The 16659-nt window shown below is 54.5% G+C and carries 21 protein-coding genes, 1 tRNA gene and 1 pseudogene; 11 read left to right on the forward strand and 12 right to left on the reverse strand.

The features are described 5' to 3' along the window. The first annotated feature begins 401 nt into the window (after positions 1–401). Positions 402–1277: a hypothetical protein gene (locus M6F29_RS09245; protein ID WP_298158915.1), complete on the forward strand. Its 876-nt coding sequence runs from the start codon at positions 402–404 to the stop codon at positions 1275–1277. A gap of 27 nt (positions 1278–1304) precedes the next feature. Continuing rightward, positions 1305–1592 (forward strand): nucleotidyltransferase domain-containing protein, encoded by a 288-nt coding sequence (locus M6F29_RS09250; protein WP_298158918.1) that lies wholly within the window; start codon positions 1305–1307, stop codon positions 1590–1592. On the opposite strand, the gene M6F29_RS09255 is transcribed toward M6F29_RS09250, so the two are convergent. Continuing rightward, positions 1571–2821: an ISL3 family transposase gene (locus tag M6F29_RS09255; protein WP_298158921.1), complete on the reverse strand. Its 1251-nt coding sequence runs from the start codon at positions 2819–2821 to the stop codon at positions 1571–1573. The genes M6F29_RS09250 and M6F29_RS09255 overlap by 22 nt on opposite strands. A gap of 26 nt (positions 2822–2847) precedes the next feature. Here M6F29_RS09255 and M6F29_RS09260 point away from each other — a divergent pair, with 26 nt between their 5' ends. Together M6F29_RS09260 and M6F29_RS09265 are read left to right on the forward strand one after the other, a co-directional pair. After that, positions 2848–2997 carry a hypothetical protein gene (locus M6F29_RS09260; protein ID WP_298158923.1) on the forward strand — a complete coding sequence of 50 codons (150 nt, stop codon included), beginning with the start codon at positions 2848–2850 and terminating at the stop codon, positions 2995–2997. A 12-nt stretch (positions 2998–3009) separates the two neighbouring features. After that, entirely contained in the window at positions 3010–3438 is a 429-nt protein-coding gene (locus M6F29_RS09265; protein ID WP_298158925.1) for a HepT-like ribonuclease domain-containing protein, read from the forward strand. Between the two features lie 52 nt (positions 3439–3490). Here M6F29_RS09265 and M6F29_RS09270 read toward each other — a convergent pair whose 3' ends face one another. Then, complete coding sequence (locus tag M6F29_RS09270) at positions 3491–3718, reverse strand: hypothetical protein (protein WP_298158927.1); 228 nt, start codon at positions 3716–3718, stop codon at positions 3491–3493. 522 nt (positions 3719–4240) lie between these two features. On the opposite strand from M6F29_RS09270, the gene M6F29_RS09275 reads away from it, so the two are divergent. Together M6F29_RS09275 and M6F29_RS09280 are read left to right on the forward strand one after the other, a co-directional pair. Continuing rightward, on the forward strand, positions 4241–5149 hold the full coding sequence (locus M6F29_RS09275; RefSeq protein ID WP_298158929.1) for a tyrosine-type recombinase/integrase: 909 nt from the start codon (positions 4241–4243) through the stop codon (positions 5147–5149). Between the two features lie 252 nt (positions 5150–5401). Next, positions 5402–6037 (forward strand): response regulator, encoded by a 636-nt coding sequence (locus M6F29_RS09280; protein WP_298158932.1) that lies wholly within the window; start codon positions 5402–5404, stop codon positions 6035–6037. Between the two features lie 16 nt (positions 6038–6053). Here M6F29_RS09280 and M6F29_RS09285 read toward each other — a convergent pair whose 3' ends face one another. The 10 genes from M6F29_RS09285 to M6F29_RS09330 all read right to left on the reverse strand — a co-directional run bounded on the left by M6F29_RS09285 (position 6054) and on the right by M6F29_RS09330 (position 13049). Further along, positions 6054–6254, reverse strand: a complete 201-nt coding sequence (locus M6F29_RS09285) for a histidine kinase dimerization/phospho-acceptor domain-containing protein (RefSeq protein WP_298158934.1) — start codon at positions 6252–6254, stop codon at positions 6054–6056. Positions 6255–6262: 8 nt separating this feature from the next. Continuing rightward, entirely contained in the window at positions 6263–7561 is a 1299-nt protein-coding gene (locus tag M6F29_RS09290) for an adenylosuccinate synthase (protein ID WP_298158937.1), read from the reverse strand. Between the two features lie 19 nt (positions 7562–7580). Further along, positions 7581–8555, reverse strand: a complete 975-nt coding sequence (locus M6F29_RS09295; protein WP_298158939.1) for an ATP phosphoribosyltransferase regulatory subunit — start codon at positions 8553–8555, stop codon at positions 7581–7583. 24 nt (positions 8556–8579) lie between these two features. Beyond that, on the reverse strand, positions 8580–8774 hold the full coding sequence (locus M6F29_RS09300; protein ID WP_297453678.1) for a DUF2065 domain-containing protein: 195 nt from the start codon (positions 8772–8774) through the stop codon (positions 8580–8582). 2 nt (positions 8775–8776) lie between these two features. Further along, the gene (gene hflC / locus M6F29_RS09305; RefSeq protein WP_297478150.1) at positions 8777–9670 is read right to left on the reverse strand and encodes a protease modulator HflC; all 894 of its coding nucleotides are present in this window, start codon (positions 9668–9670) and stop codon (positions 8777–8779) included. Next, a complete protein-coding gene (gene hflK / locus M6F29_RS09310; protein WP_298158944.1) occupies positions 9667–10878 on the reverse strand; it encodes an FtsH protease activity modulator HflK in 1212 nt (403 codons plus the stop codon). The genes hflC and hflK overlap by 4 nt, the downstream gene beginning before the upstream one ends. Continuing rightward, positions 10868–12097, reverse strand: a complete 1230-nt coding sequence (hflX, locus tag M6F29_RS09315) for a GTPase HflX (protein ID WP_298158946.1) — start codon at positions 12095–12097, stop codon at positions 10868–10870. Before hflX ends, hflK begins: the two co-directional genes overlap by 11 nt. Before the next feature lie 4 nt (positions 12098–12101). Beyond that, the gene (hfq, locus tag M6F29_RS09320; RefSeq protein WP_031595092.1) at positions 12102–12344 is read right to left on the reverse strand and encodes an RNA chaperone Hfq; all 243 of its coding nucleotides are present in this window, start codon (positions 12342–12344) and stop codon (positions 12102–12104) included. Between the two features lie 166 nt (positions 12345–12510). Next, positions 12511–12587: transfer RNA gene (locus tag M6F29_RS09325), tRNA-Val, on the reverse strand. Between the two features lie 237 nt (positions 12588–12824). Further along, positions 12825–13049, reverse strand: a complete 225-nt coding sequence (locus tag M6F29_RS09330) for a helix-turn-helix domain-containing protein (RefSeq protein WP_062188313.1) — start codon at positions 13047–13049, stop codon at positions 12825–12827. Between the two features lie 136 nt (positions 13050–13185). Between M6F29_RS09330 and M6F29_RS09335 the strand changes: the two genes are divergently transcribed. The 5 genes and pseudogenes from M6F29_RS09335 (at position 13186) to tnpA (ending at position 16544) form a co-directional block, all read left to right on the forward strand. After that, positions 13186–13419: a hypothetical protein gene (locus M6F29_RS09335; RefSeq protein ID WP_298158952.1), complete on the forward strand. Its 234-nt coding sequence runs from the start codon at positions 13186–13188 to the stop codon at positions 13417–13419. Then, the gene (locus tag M6F29_RS09340; RefSeq protein WP_298158955.1) at positions 13412–14710 is read left to right on the forward strand and encodes a site-specific integrase; all 1299 of its coding nucleotides are present in this window, start codon (positions 13412–13414) and stop codon (positions 14708–14710) included. Before M6F29_RS09335 ends, M6F29_RS09340 begins: the two co-directional genes overlap by 8 nt. A 103-nt stretch (positions 14711–14813) precedes the next feature. After that, the gene (locus M6F29_RS09345) at positions 14814–15689 is read left to right on the forward strand and encodes a 3'-5' exoribonuclease YhaM family protein (protein ID WP_298158958.1); all 876 of its coding nucleotides are present in this window, start codon (positions 14814–14816) and stop codon (positions 15687–15689) included. Positions 15690–16017: 328 nt separating this feature from the next. Next, positions 16018–16152, forward strand: a pseudogene (locus tag M6F29_RS12585) (IS701 family transposase); the annotation flags it as partial. Between the two features lie 83 nt (positions 16153–16235). Further along, positions 16236–16544 carry an IS66 family insertion sequence element accessory protein TnpA gene (gene tnpA / locus M6F29_RS09350; RefSeq protein WP_273144076.1) on the forward strand — a complete coding sequence of 103 codons (309 nt, stop codon included), beginning with the start codon at positions 16236–16238 and terminating at the stop codon, positions 16542–16544. The last annotated feature ends 115 nt before the right edge of the window (positions 16545–16659 follow it).

A 16659-nucleotide genomic window follows, 5' to 3' on the forward strand; every position in this document is an offset into this window, starting at 1 on the left:
TCCGTTCTGCTACCCGCACACTGCAGGATGATCCGGGAGATTTTTATTGAAAAACTTGACAGGTCAATACATATCAGCCTGTGGAGAATCGGCGCAGTCAGGCCGTTCCGTGAAGCAGGAACCCACCGAAGTGACTCAAGCAGCCTCTGCTTGAGCGCCGTAGGAATCCCCTTGCTTTAGCTGGGGGAGGATGTCAAAAGGCGACATTCAAGGTATGTCAATCACAGAATGCGGTTTTTAACTGCGTAACATAACGAAGCAAAGGTGCGGAATCAATCACAGATTACGGATACCCGATTTTTATTGCCTTTCGTTACGAGTTATGCCATAATACAATAAACTTTAGAGGTTGTCTACCTCGGATTGGTGGTAGGTTTCCCCTTAAAAAGGGATAAAACAGATTGATTTTGCTTGCAAACCCCGAAAACAATCGGCTTCCGAGGTTTTTGTGTCGAGCTTTCTTCATTAAAACCAAAGGTGATATTGTGGCAAAAAAACAACATAATGCGGATGGAATTTTAGACCCAGGTAGTACGATCTCTGGCGCCGACGTGGCCGAGAAACCGGTTTTCGAAGAAGCGCCGGTCGCTGAAATGCAGACCATTGAGTCGGAAGCCGTCCAAGGCGAAGCGATTGACGTTCCGAAAGAAGAGGGTATCGAGGCGGCGCAAGAAGTTGCTGAGGCCGAGGCTTCTTTGTCCGAAACGAAACCGGAGTCCGTCGAGAAGCCTGCCGCCGATCGCGTGCGCAAGCCGAAAATGCCGGCGGTGCCTGCGCGCCGGATCACTGGCAACGATCTGGTCAGATTCAAGATCGATCATGGGCTGACTGATATTGAGCTTTGCCGCTTGTTCCAGGTGGGGCCGCGCATCATGAGCGGCGAGATTGCGCGCGGCAATAAGGGGGTGAAGAGCCGGTCGATCTGTTATCTGTACCGGCTTTTCCAGAAGCACCCAGACGAACTGCTCCCGAGGCCGGCTCTGTCGATTTCGGATTTTTATCGTGAAATCGGCGGCGAAGCGGCGATCCAGGGGACCGAGTTCTCTCTGTATATCGGGCTTGAGTTGTCCGCGTATTTCCGGTTTTTCACGGTCGGCCAAAGCCCAGGGAAAGGCGTGCTGAAGGTTTTGGACTGCGCGATGAAGTTGAATAAGCACGATCCGAAGAAGGCTTTTGAGATGATCAAGACGCTGGCTCTCGAGGAAGGCTCGTCGCGGGGCTTCAATCCGATTGAGCGTCGGAGATGGGCGGAAGACGACGATGACGACGAATCGTAGTCGAATTGCGAGGGTTGGGTTGTGCCATTGAAACCATTTTTCCATGAGGCCAGAGAAATCGCGCGGCTTGCGCACAAAGCAAGATGCGTGGCTTTGGCGAACGGCTTTGTGGGTCTGTGCAAGACCAAAGGCGCGGATGTCGTCGTCTTTGGGTCTTTGGCGAACAAGGATGCGTTCTTTCGGGTGGATTCGGATATTGACCTGTGCATCCTTGATCCGGGGCCGATGACTTTTCGCGAAATAGAAACCCTTGCGGGTTATTTTTGGGGCCATGTCATTTTGTGTGGAAAGCCTCATGAAAATTGCACGGTCTGACGATGTTGAAAAGGGGGTGCTGGAAGGTGAGTGAGTTTGCCCACGGTCAGGTAGACGATAGCCATGAGGTTGCGGTATGTGCGAAAACCGTGCGCTCTGACAATGGCCCCCTGAACAGTGGCATTGATGGATTCTGCTGTGGCATTGGTTACCCCACAAGTGAAACCACTCACAATCCCTTCCAAATGCTTTTTGAAGGTAGCCCCCAGGCGCTTGAAGGGTTCCAGTCGGGAACGACGTGCCCAACTGATCCAATGCGTTATCAGGTAACGGGTTCGCTCTGGCGTATGGTTCGAGAACTCCACGATGTCCCTGAAGGCTTCTTTCATACGCCATGCTCGTCCTGTTTTCAATCGATTTCGATTCAGGTCATACATGTCTGCGCCTTGGGCCTGGTTCCATTTTCCAGGATCTTTCAAAAGTCCCCAACGGAGACCCTTCAGGCTGGGCTCCGTCTTCACTTCGGCACGACGGACTTGATCTACTGCTTCATTGACCAGTTTGACCAAGTGAAACCGGTCAAAACACTGAACTGCTTGAGGCAAATGCTTTGTAGCCCCGGCTTGGTAAGCACGGGACAGATCCATCGAAACCACTTTGATCTGGCTTGGATCTCCTTCATGGGCTTGAATATCCTTAACGAAGGCTTCGAAGACCTTGGCATCCCGTCCCTTCATATCAAAGATAACGCGGCGTTCATCCGCATCGTGAAACAAAGTGACAAAGCCCAGTCGTCCCACATGCTTCTCATCCACTCCAATATGTTTTACCTCAGTGTAAGACTCCTGATCACGGGCAGACTGAACCAGACTGGTAATCATTCGCCACAACCGCTGCTCATTCACCGAGAGAAGTCGTGCCACTTGGGCCACCGCCATCGTTTTACACAACATCACCGCCAGCGCTTCCATCAACAAGGTGAATCCACTCCCAGCACGCGCCCACGGAACTTCCATCTGCGTGGTCTTGCCACAGGTACAGGCGATGCGTGGGACTTTGGCGTGAATAAAGGCCCGGTACTGGAAAAAATGAAGGTGCTGCCAGGTGCGGTCCAGACGGTCATGAACCGGCTGGTCTCCCGCCCCACAAACCGGACACGGCAGACGCTTCTCTCCGCAAGCAACATTGAAATGGATCTCCCCTTCATCCAGAGAAAATTTGACTTCATCCACATGCCAAGGTTGGTGAAGTCCCAAGGCCGCTGTAAACAAGTTCTCCACAGTTGTCATGTCAACCCCCTCAACCAGGTTATCCAATGACGACAAAGATTACACCACTTTCCACACTAAACGGTGGAGACCCTTATTTTTTTGTTGGTACAAAGTTTGACCTGTGGGACAAATCAAGCCTGAAGCCGGACGTGATGGATGAGGTTGCCAGGTTTGGGGTGCGCCATATTGATTGAAGCGAGGAAAACATGAAACCATCTGAAGCGTTGAAATTGAACCGCGCAGCGATCCGGTTCGTGAGCGGCGATCCTCAACGACTACCTGACTACCTTGGGTATATCCTTGAGGCCATTGAGCGCATCCGCAACTACGTGGAAGATATTGGCGAAGCCGGTTTTTTGGCGAGCAATATCGTGCAGGACGCTGTGATTCGCAACCTTGAAGCGATCGACGAGGCCAGTCGCAACATTGAGCGAATTCACCCGGCGTTTGCTACCGCGCATCCAGAAATTCAATTGGCACTCGTCAATGACATAAGAAACGCATTGGCGCACAATTATTTCAAGGTTGATCTGAAGGTCGTCTGGAAGGCGATTCATAGCGACTTGCCGGCTCTGTACGAGCAGGTGCAAGCATTTTGCCGGCCAAAAGAATCTACCGCTCCAAAAATGAGATAGCCCCACTGATTGTCAAAATCGCGGGGCATATTTCCGGTTTCTCGGTTTCTGGTTAAATCTTCCCAAGATAGTCACGAAGTTGATCGTATGACGGATACTGGACACCAGTTTCTCGTCTGTACGACTCAATCGCTTTTTCGACGGAAAGCGTTGCTATTTCGCAAAACATCCTGTCGGCGTCTTTTTTCGGCATTCCGTTCAGTCTGGTGGTCGTGTAGAGAATATCCAGTTTGATTGCGTCGTCATCCGTCAGTTCGGCTGAAATCCGTTTCGTCGTCATGAAATCACCTTGTTTGGTTAAAATAGACCCGCCTTAAAATTGTACCCCAAGAAAACAAATATTCGCACGATAAATTATCTGATATGTGATAACATTTTTGCCGTAGGGCGCATTTAATACGGGGGCGTGACGAGTTCTGTCCTGCCTTGGTATGTGATAATGGTGTAGTATCACAAATGAAACGGCGATGCCCTGACGTAGCCGTGGCCGGCCGGTTGTTTTTGGCTTGTCGGCGCCAATGACGGGTGTTCTGTTGGTCGTGCGAAACGACAAAAGCTGACGAAAATTCGGCCTTGTCGAGAAATTCTGCGGAAGCTCGGGCTTTTCGTCATGGTGATGCGATTTGACGGTGCGACTCCTGGGCGAGATGATCCAGGCGGGAACATGGGAAAGCGCATGGTTTTTCTTTTTGATGCGCGATCTTTGCCGCGCTAATGGCCGAAAACGATCTTTTTGCTCCGGTTTTAGAAAAAGTCAGAAAAAGCGATTTTCATTGCGATTCGTCTCGAAAAAGGTGGGGAGATGGAACAAATCCTCGAAAACTTCAAAGACTGGTTGAAATCACCGGTATTTGATACTCCGTACTCGCCGCACACGATCCGGCTGTATTCCAGGATTGCGGCGGATTTTGATGCGTTTTGCCGCGACGAGCATATCAGTTCGTGTAACGAGTTCGGCGTGCCTCATGTGCGCAAGTTCACAGGCGCCGGCGCGGATGGAAGACAATACGCGCGATCAACGATCAACTCGCGTGCCGTAGCGTTGGAATTGATCTTCGCCTATCTGCAGGAGGTCGGCGAGTGCAACGAAAACCCGGTGATCTACTACCGCGAGGCAAAAGTGAAAAAGCGCGGCGGTGTTGGCGGGAGGGTGGGCACGCGCCTGCCGGAGTGCCTGTCCTGGGAAGAGCAGGATCGCCTGCTGCACGCATCGATGTCGGACGACACGTTTACCGGCTACCGCAATTCCGCGCTCGTAGCGTTGCTCCTGGATGCCGGGCTACGCACGCAGGAGGCGATCGATCTGCCGCTGTCTGCCGGCGCCGACTACCTGGCCGGACGGCTGAGGGTGGTTGGGAAAGGCAGGAAGGAGCGGTTGGTGCAGTTTGCGCCGACGCATGCCGACTACATGGCGTCCTGGCTTAAAAAGCTGAAGTACCGTAGCATGGTCAAGAGGTTCGATGACAGGTTGTTTGTGTCAGAGCGCGGCGGGGTCATGAGCCAACAAACCGTGTACTACGCGATCAACAAATTGCTGGCTTCAGCGAACATCACGACCAAACAGCAGAACGGCGGGCATTTGCTGCGCCACACGGCGGCCAGTGTGATGCTGGCATCTGCCCTGCCTCTAAAGCAGGTGCAAGAGAACCTGGGCCACACATCGCTGACGACAACCGAGAAGTATTTGCACCTTCTCGAGCAAAGGCCGTGATGCCTGGCCGTGTTGCGTAGTTGCAACGAATGGCGCTTTTTTGGGGTTGGTGTATTATTGCGTCTGGCGGTGTTCAGGGTTTTCCTGCTACACCAAATTTACACCAAAAAATTTATAACCTGTTGATTCGTAAGGGATTTATCCGATATAGTTTTGCTTCTTCTCGGCACCAGAAATCATGGGAAAATTCCCGAAGCGAACTATAACATATCGACCTTAGCCGGTCTGCAGGTTTTTGGCGAGATTCGCACAATGTCTCATCAGGACCGGGTTCCGAAATCCTATTGCACCACGCGTGAAGCCTCTAAACGACTGGGAATTTCCCTGCGTACGGCCCAGCTCTGGGCGGAACAGGGGATTCTCGAAGCCTGGAAAACCCACGGCGGACACCGTCGAATCTGTCGAACCTCCGTGGAAAACCTGGTCTCGAAACGGACACAAAACCCGTCTGGCACTGCCACAGGGACTCCCTTTGAAATCCTGATCGTGGAAGACGACGAGACTTTGCGTGCATTGTATCTGGCGCAGGCTCGCCAGTGGCCGATGAAACCAAACCTGCGCTCGGCACGCAACGGTTACGACGCGCTCGTCCAGATGGGACAACACGCCCCCGACCTCCTCATCACCGATCTGCACATGCCCGGCATGGATGGATTCGAAATGCTCCATACCCTTCCCACCATTCCCAGCCTCACCTTCATGAGCGTTTTGGTGGTCACGGGCCTGGACCCGCAGGAAGTGGCACAACACCCGAAATTCCCCAAGGGCACCCCCATCCTTCCCAAACCGGTCCCTTTCGATCAGATACAGGACCATGCGTGGCGTTGCTGGGTCTCGAAAGCCGGCCATTTTCCCGCAGGCTCTCCCGCACTGGGTCTGGCACGCTGAACGCCCCCCTAACCGATCAGTCCGACTCTGTCTGGATCTGACGCAAAACGGCCCGGTTCTGGTCCAGCAGCACCTGCAACCGTTGTGCAGAACGCACAATCATCAGGAGGTATTCCCGCTCCTCGGAAGCACTCACCCCTCCCTCCTGCAGGAGCGCGACAAACCCCTGGATCGCCGCCAGGGGGGTGCGCAATTCATGGTCGAGCGAAGAAGTCATCCTGACCATCAGGCATCGTAGGGGTGACGCAGAACGATGGTTTCGCGCCGATCCGGACCGGTGGAGACCACATCGATGGGCACTTCACAAATCTCGACCAGACGTTCCAGATAACGGCGCGCATTGAGCGGCAACTGATCGTAGTGTTCCACCCCCACGGAGGACTCATCCCAACCGGGCATTTCCTCGTACACCGGTTGACAACTCTCCAGAAGTTCTGCCCCCAGAGGCAAAATATCGCAGGATTGCCCATCTGCCAACTGATAACTGGTACAGATCCGAACGGTTTTCAACCCATCCATGACATCCAGTTTGGTCACACAGAGACCGGACACCCCATTGATCTGGATGGCGCGTTTGAGAGCCACGGCGTCGAACCAACCGGTACGACGTGCCCGACCCGTCACGGCGCCGAATTCATGCCCACGCGTCGCCAGACGGTGTCCCACCGCATCATCGAGTTCCGTCGGAAATGGGCCGGAACCCACACGGGTGGTATAGGCCTTGGTGATCCCCAACACGTACTCGAGTTGCTGCGGACCTACCCCGCACCCCGGTGAAGCAGCGCCGGCAATACAATTACTGGAAGTCACAAAGGGATAGGTGCCGTGATCGATGTCCAGCAGGGTTCCCTGAGCGCCTTCAAACAGCAGGTTATGTCCAGCCCGCTGGGCATCATGCAAACGTCGCGACACATCGGTCACAAGGGGACGCAACCGATCCGACCACTGAAGCGCCTCCTCCTTGACCTTCGCCAGATCCAGCGCTTCCTTCCCAAAATAACGGGTCAGGACAAAGTTGTGGTAATCCAGCACCTCACGCAATTTTGTCTCGAGACGGTCAGGATAAAATATATCCTGCACCCTCAATCCGCGCCGCGCCACCTTGTCTTCATAGGCCGGGCCGATTCCCCGTCCCGTGGTTCCGATGCGTCCTTCTCCCCGCGCTTCCTCGCGCGCCTTGTCGATGGCCACATGGTAGGAAAGCAAAAGGGGGCAGGCCTCGCTGATCAGGAGTCGGGAGGTGACATCCACTCCCGAGGTTTCCAGCATCTGAATCTCGCGCATCAGGGCATCCGGAGACAGAACCACGCCATTCCCGATGTAGCACGTCACCGTATCCCGAAGAATCCCTGCCGGAATCAGACTGAGTACGGTTTTACGACCACCGATGACGAGCGTATGACCCGCATTGTGCCCCCCCTGAAAACGCACGACTCCCTGAGCCCGATCCGTCAGCCAGTCCACCAGCTTACCCTTGCCCTCATCGCCCCATTGGGTCCCCACCACCACCACGTTGCGTGCCATGCGCGCCTTGCTCCCTTGTTTATTGGAATGTTTTCAACCGGGGCAGAAGCGCCTTGAGATCCAGACTGAACCCCACAGCCGGACGCGCCTGCCCAAAACTCTCGCCGATATCATCATACCGCCCCCCGCGCGCCACGGCCTCGGCAAACCCCGGACAATAGACAGCGAAGACCAATCCGCTATGGTAATGGACGCCGCGCAACTCCGCCAGGTCGAAAGACAAGGCCGTATGGGCGGGCAAGTGCTGCCGGACGGCATCGAGGGGAGCCAACATGGATTCCAGATCGGCCCATCCCGCCAGCGCCTGACGCGCAGCTTCCAGAACCTGACCGGGCGGACCATCGAGCCCACCCAGGGCAGAAAAACGCCAGTTCCACGGGGCGGGCAGAGCATGTGCCCAACGTTTCAGGGAAGGGACATCCCGCTGTTGTAAAATCTCGGTCACCTGCGCAGCCTGGCTGCGATTCAATCCGGCCTGTTCGACCATCCGCCGGAACAGGGCCACCTGCCCCACATCCACACGCACTTCATTCAGACCCAACTGCTCCAGACACGCCAACAACAGATTCAGAATCTCGAGATCGCCCTCCAAACCGGCCACGCCATACAACTCCGCCCCGACCTGAAAAGGTTCACGGGAACGCATCGGCGCTTCCGGATGCGTCTGCACCACGGACCCCGCGTAACACAACCGGTTGACTCCCTGATGATTCATGCCATGGGCATCGATGCGCGCAGCCTGCAAGGTCATGTCCGAGCGTAACCCCAGTTGACGCCCCGAGAGGGGATCCACCAGGGAAAAGGCCAAGGGCCCCAGTTCCTGCCCCGACTCCACCGCCAGAGACTCCACAAACTCCACCAGGGGCGGAATGACGAGTTGATAACCCTTCCCCCGCAGGGTATCCAGCAACAGACGACGTGCCCCTTCGAGGCACCAGGCGGATTCCGGTAACAAATCTTCGAGATGATCAGGCAACAGCCATCGATAGGTCATGATTCTCCTTTCTGGAATGGGGATCTAACCCGTCACCCAGACCACACATTGAAACAGGACAACCCCCAGCACGATTGCGCCAAAACCGAAGGAACGAACCTGACGGTCGCTCATCTGGCTCAGCCGGATCACCGTTTGACGCCATCGCTCGGGCACCAGAAAGGGAAGAATCCCTTCCAGCACCAGGACCAGCGCAAAGGTTCTCAACAGCACTTCCATGGTCAGTGCTTGAGGGGCGCCGAGCCCGTTCCGGTGGGAGAATTGAAATAGCGAAAAAAGGGTGCGGAAGGATCGAGGACCAACACATCCGCCTTGCTCCTGAAACCCTGCTGATAGGTTTCCAGGCTGCGGTAAAAAGCGTAGAACTCGGGGTTCTTGCCGTAGGCTGCACTATACAGGGCAGCCGCTTTGGCATCCCCACCCCCCTTGATTTCCTGGGCCGTGCGAAAGGCGTCCGCCAAAATTACCTCACGCTGACGATCCGCATCGGCCCGAATCTTTTCTGCCTCGCCCGCACCGGTGGAGCGCAATTCGTTGGCCACCCGCTTGCGTTCCGCTTCCATGCGCCGATATACCGATTCCGTCACCTCCGGCGGCAGTTCGACGCGACGGATGCGCACATCCAGGACGTGTACCCCGATCTGCTGGGCATCCTTTTCTGCCCGCTGGCGCATGGATTCCATGATGGATTCACGATCTCCCGATACCGCCTCGTGCACCGTGCGTTGGGCAAAGGCTGCACGCAGGTCATCATTGATCGTTTGGGTCAGACGAATCTTGGCGCGCTGTTCATCGCCGCCCACGCTCACATAGTACTGTTTGGGATCGTCGATTTTCCACTTGACGAAATAATCCACCAGCAGGGGCTTTTTCTCGGCCGTGATAAACCGCTCTGGATCATTGTTGTCCAGCGTACGGATCCGGTTATCAAACAAGCGGACATTCTGTATCAAGGGAAATTTGAAGTAGAGGCCAGGTAGAGTCCGGACGGCCACCACCTCGCCCAATTGAAAAACCACCGCATACTGAATCTGGTTGACCGTATACAGGGCCCCGGAAAGCAGCAGGACCAACCCGGCAACGAGAACGATGCCCATGCCCCAATTCTGTTTCATGGTCGGACCTCCCTTTCCCGGTTGCGCATGGCATCGCGCCCGCGCAAGTCATTCTCGGAAGGGATCTCCTGAGGAGTTCCGGCTGCCGCCGCTGGCGCGGCACTCGCCCCAGCGGAGTCGGAGCCCGCCAAATTGGCCAGGGCACTGGCCTGGATCAATTTGTCCAGAGGAAGATACAGGAGGCCGGTCCCTGATTTCTGGTCAGCCACGACCTTGCTGGTGTTGGTCAACACCTGTTGCATCATGTCCTGATAGAGACGCTGACGGGTCACTTCCGGGGCCTTGAGATACTGCACCAGTACCTGATTGAAACGGCTGGCATCGCCTTCGGCCCGGGCCACAACGCGCTGCTCGTAAGCCTTGGCTTCTTCGTTCAGGCGAGAAGCCGCACCGCGTGCGCGGGGGATGACGTCGTTGGCATAAGCCTGCCCTTCGTTATTCTGTCGATCACGGTCCTGGCCGGCTTTGACTGCGTCGTCAAAAGCCGCCTGAACGGGTTCGGGGGGCTGGGCATTCTGCATGTTGACCTTGCTGATGGCGATGCCGGTATGGTAGCGATCGAGGATCTGCTGTATCAATTTTTCTGATTCAGCCGCAATCTGGGAACGTCCTTCATACAGCACATAGTCCATCTTGCTGCGTCCCACTACCTCACGAATGGCGGTTTCAGCGGCCTGGACCACGGCTCCATCAGGATTGCGGTTATTGAACAGAAATTCCTTGGGATCCTTGATGGTGTACTGGATGGCATACTGGTTGTCGATGATATTCTCGTCATCGGTCAGCATGAGGGATTCATGCAACACCTTGGACTTGAGGGTATTTCGGTACCCCAGTTCCACGGTACGCACCTGCGCCACATTGAGTGGACTCCCCACGGCCTGTGCCTCGATGGGAGAAGGCAGGTGCCAGTGCGGGCCGGGGTCGGTCAGTTCCTGAAACTTGCCAAACCGGAGGATGACGCCCACCTGCCCCGCATCCACGATGTAAAACCCTGACAGCAGCCAGATGACTGCCACTATCGCCACGCCGATCAGGGCCATGCGTTCGGGTGTTGGCAAGGAGACCGAGGGCATTCCCTTGCCGGGACGGGGAGACGGCGCCCCCCCCGTACCCCCTTTGAAACGACGCAAAAACTGCCGCCATACCTCGTCCAGATCGGGCGGGCCCTGATTGAAAATCCACCAACGGGAATGTTTATGTGCCATGACTATCCTGTGTTTCCTGAAGGACCGGCAATTCACCCGGCCTGCCTGGGGACTGGCACCGTTCCAGAAAAGCCTGCCTGATCTCGTTCAGGCCCGCGCCTGTAAGCGCACTGGCCCAAACCGCCGAAATTGTACCACAGGCATCCCGTTCTATCCGCCCACATTCCTGGGCCAGCAAGTCCACCTTGTTATAGACCCGTAACTGGGGAACCTGATCCGCGCCTATCTCCGCCAACACGAGGTTGACCGCTTCGATCTGGGCCTCCCGTTCGGGGTCGGCATGGTCCACCACCAGCACCAGCAGGTCCGCCTCCCGGGTTTCCTCCAGGGTGGCACGAAATGCATCCACCAGCGTATGGGGCAGACGGCGCACGAAACCTACCGTATCGGAGAGCGTAACCTGCAGACCCGGCGCAAGGTACACGCGTCGGGTCAAGGTATCCAGGGTGGCAAACAACTGATCTGCCACATAACTGTCTCCCTGAGTCAGGCGATTGAAGAGCGTGGACTTGCCCGCATTGGTATACCCCACCAGCGAGACATTCAACACCCCGGCCCGTTGTCGCGCACGACGCTGCAACTGAACGGTGCGGCGCACTTTGACGAGACGGGACTGCAGGGTTTTGACGCGCACTGCCAGCAAACGGCGGTCCGTCTCCAGTTGGGTTTCTCCGGGTCCGCGCAGCCCAATTCCTCCCTTCTGCCGCTCCAGATGCGTCCAGCCTCGTACCAGACGCGTGGACAAACGCTTCAACTGGGCCAGTTCCACCTGCAACTGACCCGTGTGACTGCGCGCGCGCTGGGCAAAGATGTCGAGGATCAAACTGGTCCGGTCGATGACCCGACAGCCCAGACGCTGCTCAAGATTGCGTTCCTGGACGGGGGACAGTTCATCGTCCACGACGACCAGCCCGACGGCCTCGGCCTGGACCCGCCCAGCGACCTCCTCAACCTTGCCCGACCCCAGGAAAGTGGCGGAATCTGGGCGTTCGCGGCGCCCCTCCACCCAGCCCACCACCGTGAGGCCGGCACTTTGAGCCAGGCGCTGCAACTCGTCCAGAGAGGACTCCGCAGGGCCTCGACCCAGAACCAGACGGACCAGCAGGGCACGGTCTGCATTGGCTGATACCGCCTCAGCCACACGCTCCAACCCCCCCTGTCCCGCCTTGGTACGCGCAGAGGCACGCCCCTGACCCAGAAGTGGGCCCAAATCCGTCATGAAGTTAATCTTCGGCGCCGGGTTCCGGAGTGTGGAGGGTGATGCTCCGCGCCGGGACAACTGTGGAAATGGCGTGCTTGTAGACCATTTGGGTCGTGGTATTTTTGAGCAGCACCACATATTGATCAAAGGATTCCACCTGTCCTTGCAGCTTGATGCCATTGACCAGATAGATGGAAACGGGGACATGCTCCTTGCGGAGTGCATTCAGGAACGGGTCTTGTAACAGTTGCCCTTTGGCGCTCATCATGATTCCTTGTAGGGTTTGGTTGTATTGTCGGCGAAACGGCCCCTCTCACCGAGAGGTGAACGGTACATTCTACCGGATTCGAGCCATCACCGGGCAAAGAGTTCCCCATACCCGATTCGACGAGTCAGAAAAAACCAGAGGGGTAAATAAAACTGAAAGAATCTGGTAGGCGCGATTGGATTCGAACCAACGACCCCCACCATGTCAAGGTGGTGCTCTAACCAACTGAGCTACGCGCCTACGGATCGTGTTTCACGACCAGTATGCTAATCGATTACGGCCCACATGTCCAGCAAATAAGGGGTTTTTTATAAAAACCATGCGCGACATCCGCGCGTCATTGACGATCCTCAGGGTGTGTCAGATCGATGAGTTTTGTCCCGTGGCCTTAGTATGGCCTTACCATGGCCTTGAGCGTTGACTGACATAGTTGAATTCTGAACACCACCTCAATCAGTCGATCAGGCGGCCATGACTTCATTCCATCTCAACATATTCGGCCAATTCGCCCAGTGAGCAGCCAAAAAACTTGCAGAGCCTGCTCAAGTTATCGGTGGTCGTGTTGTAACCACGCTGGTTGACCATCTTTGATAATGTGGTTCTGCTGATCTCGGTGGCTTGGCTCACCTCATCGTAAGGAATCCTTCTCCCTTCACGAAAAGCCTTCTCTTGCATCAGTTCTCGCAGTTTAAAACGGATCATACCCCCCTCCTATACTTAACGAATTTTCTCACAGAGCAAATTCGTTAAGCAAATTATTCAAAATGACTTGACTTGAGCGTAAAGTATACTTAACATATAAATCTCGTGAAGAACGTTTGTGATTAAGGAGAACATCATGAGTTACACATTATTAACGGCAGAACAGTTATCCAAGCGGGTACCCTACTGTACCAGACACATTCGGGACTACCTCAAAGACCGAGTATTCATCGAAGGCTACCACTATGTACGCACCCCGGGCGGTAGACGCATATTTTTTGTGTGGGAACGGATCGAAAGCGATCTCTTGAATAGTTTTACCAAGGTGGGCAGCATCCCCATGGCCAGCGGAGGGTTCTTCAATGGCTAGCATTCGTGTCAACCAAAAAAAACTGATGTTTTTTGATTTCTGTTACCTCAATGTACGGTGTCGGGAATACACAACGCTGATCGACAACAAGATGAACCGGCGAATCATGGAAAAGGCCTGCCGTCAGATTGAGGATGAAATTGCGGCAGGAACTTTCTCATACCGAAAGTTTTTTCCCAATAGCAAACGGGCCAGTCTGTTTGAAAGTTCGTTGCCACCAATGGCGACGCCAGATGAATTGGTTCAGGCAGTTCAGGATGTCATGAATACATCACCGCCCGATCAACGGGGAAACATAACGGTCAATCCAGGAAAAAACCCGGCTTTCCTGGCGTTTTCTGACCAGTGGTTTACCGAGCGTGAGGTTGACTGGAAGCGTTCCACCCAGATCAAGGTGCGGGACATCATCAATAAACACTTGGCACCCCACTTCAGGGGCAGAAGGGTCGGCGACATTACCAAGGCAGACATCCTAGTTTTTCGCGCAGATCTCGCCAAAGACACCAGCGAAAAGCATGGACTATCACCTGCCCGAGTCAACGGGATTCTGAATGTGTTACGTCAGATTCTCGAGGAAGCCGCCGACCGCTTTGAATTTACCATGAAATTCAAAGGAATAAAACCACTCCGTGTACCAAAAACAAAAATTGATCCATTTACCCTGAACGAAGCGAAAACCATTATTGACGCTATTCACGACACCTACCGTCCTTATCTCATCACGGCGTTCTTTACGGCTATGCGGACCTCTGAGTTATTGGGATTGACATGGGATCGCATCGATTTTGATAGAAAGCAGATCACGGTTGAAAACGCCTGGGTTTGTGACGAACTGGACTCCACCAAAACATCAGGCTCACAGCGAACCATCGAGCTGTCACCGCCAGTCATTGAGGCGCTTCGTCAACAACGAGAGGCCACGAAATCGGTTGGTTCCGAATTTGTGTTTTGTGCTAGAAACGGCAAGCCCTTCAATCGGTTCAATTTTGCGAGTCGGATCTGGCATCCGCTGTTAAAACAGCTTGGCCTGAAACATAGGAAGCCCTATCAGACCCGGCATACCGCCGCAACATTATGGCTTGCCGCTGGAGAAAACCCAGAATGGATTGCCCAGCAGATGGGGCATACATCAACCCGGATGCTATTCACTGTGTATTCGCGCTTTGTTCCCAATTTAACCCGAAAAGACGGCTCCGCATTTGAACTGTTGCTGATCCAGTCTGGTGCCATCTCATTTCAGACCAACCAAAACCTATCCAATTTCACGACCGAGGTACAAAATCATGTTTAACTCACCATCAAATATCATTGATTTTATGACATATTCAACTCCAGCACCGGAATTGCCTCAACCAGTGCCATCTCATTTCCGGCTATTAAACTTGAGTTGCCACATGATCAAGGCCACCCACTACCAATATTCGGCCACCTTGTACCATGAAACCTGCTCGATTCGCGTTAGCTGGTCCAGGTATCATCCGGACTCCAGACTCAAGGATGGGTTGCTGGTGAGTCCTCGTGGACTAGAATCCACAAGTCACAACGGATGGGCCTACAAAATTGACGGACTTTCAATCCGAAGCATGCCGACACCGGACCTGAATCTGTTCCATACCATCCCATCAAATTGGGTAGTTGATCGTGAATTGATTCATCAAGCCGCTGCCTTAGTCGAGAGGATGACGCACCAATTCCGGCATTTGTTCAATGCCATATTTTGGGACATGGAGCGTTTCTACCGGTTTTGCACCGGGCCGTCATCATTACAAAACCACCATGCGACGCGACACGGCAATCTTCGCCACAGCGTTGAAACGGCCAGCCGGATGCAACGCGACTGCGCGGAATCACAGCAATTGCTTGATGCAAGTTTTTGCATTCTGTTGGGATTGTTGCATGATGCCGGAAAAGCCGACGAGTACCGGTCAGGTCGCCAGCAACAATGGATCATGTCTGACCGCGGCAGCCTGGTCGGTCATAAGGTGACCGTTACAGAATGGATCGCCGTTGCCAGGGCAATCCACTGCAAAAATTTTCCGGAAAGCAGTTACCTTGCCCTGCTACATTGCCTGAACAGTGCCCACAACGCGCCTCAATGGTTAGGCGTAAGGGAATCGGTTATGTTGGAGGCTCATCTTCTTTCCGGCAATGACCGCACATCCGGTAAATTGGACCTGTTCAAACGCATGGCCCCACCCACCTATGCTGGTTGGGGAACCAGTCATGTCCATATGAAGTACCGCCCCTACTTTGTAGGAAATGTTCCATGAATCGGGCATCGGCCACGGAACGAATGAATTCATTGGCTATCTTTTGCTGATTCGGCAGACTGTTATCTGGACTAGTTTGCCGCTCACTCAGCTCAGAGTGGGGGTGACAAATTTCATCGTTTGAAACTCAATCAATACCCCCATGTCTCAACTTTAGACATTCAGCCTCAGCAACACGGCAAATTTTGGCGTGAAGATATTCACAAAATGCATAAAAAACACTTGACAGTCGGAACGGTTCGCGCGGTCGACGCCCTGCACACGAGGGGTTTTGTCGTGCGCAGGGCGTCGACCAATGAGGAGTTTTTTACTCCTTGTTCGGTGTCACATGTCCTACGCTCAAACTGCCCGTCTTTGCCTGTCGAGTTGGATCACGCATCTGCTCACCGCCGTCCCGCCACGCTCCCGCGCCACCTTCGTCGAACTGCTTTGCGGTTGCCTGATTTCTCCCGAAGGCTGGGTGTACGCGGTAACTGGGCGGCGTTGTATTTTCCCGGATAATTTTTCTGCATACTCCTCTTCAGATTGTGACACGGGAGAGCAGGTATGGAAACCAAGCGTAGCAGGAGAATTCGCCACAGCAGGCAGGACTGGCAGGGGTTCGTGTCCGAGTTTCTGACCAGTGGTCAGGACTGCAAGAGTTTCTGTCGGGATAAGGGATTAAATCCATCCCGATTGATACGCTGGCAAGGGGTATTTCGCAATGGGATTTCCCCTGCCATCAGCCAGATGCAACCCGTAGGGTTTTTGGATCTGGGTACGCTGCCTGCCCCTGAACCTCAACCCCGGACAGGAATCCTTGAACTCAAACTCGATCTGGGTGGTGGGGTGGTACTGACCCTCACCAGAAACTGATGTTCTTTGCCGAAGCCAGGGTCCGGGTCAGTCTGATATTTGGCGTGTCGTGACAACCAGTGGACAATCATTGATGGAGTGATTTCTTCCATATTGGATTCGGACGCGATTTGGC

Source organism: Ferrovum sp. (genome assembly GCF_027317285.1).
GTDB lineage: Bacteria > Pseudomonadota > Gammaproteobacteria > Burkholderiales > Ferrovaceae > Ferrovum.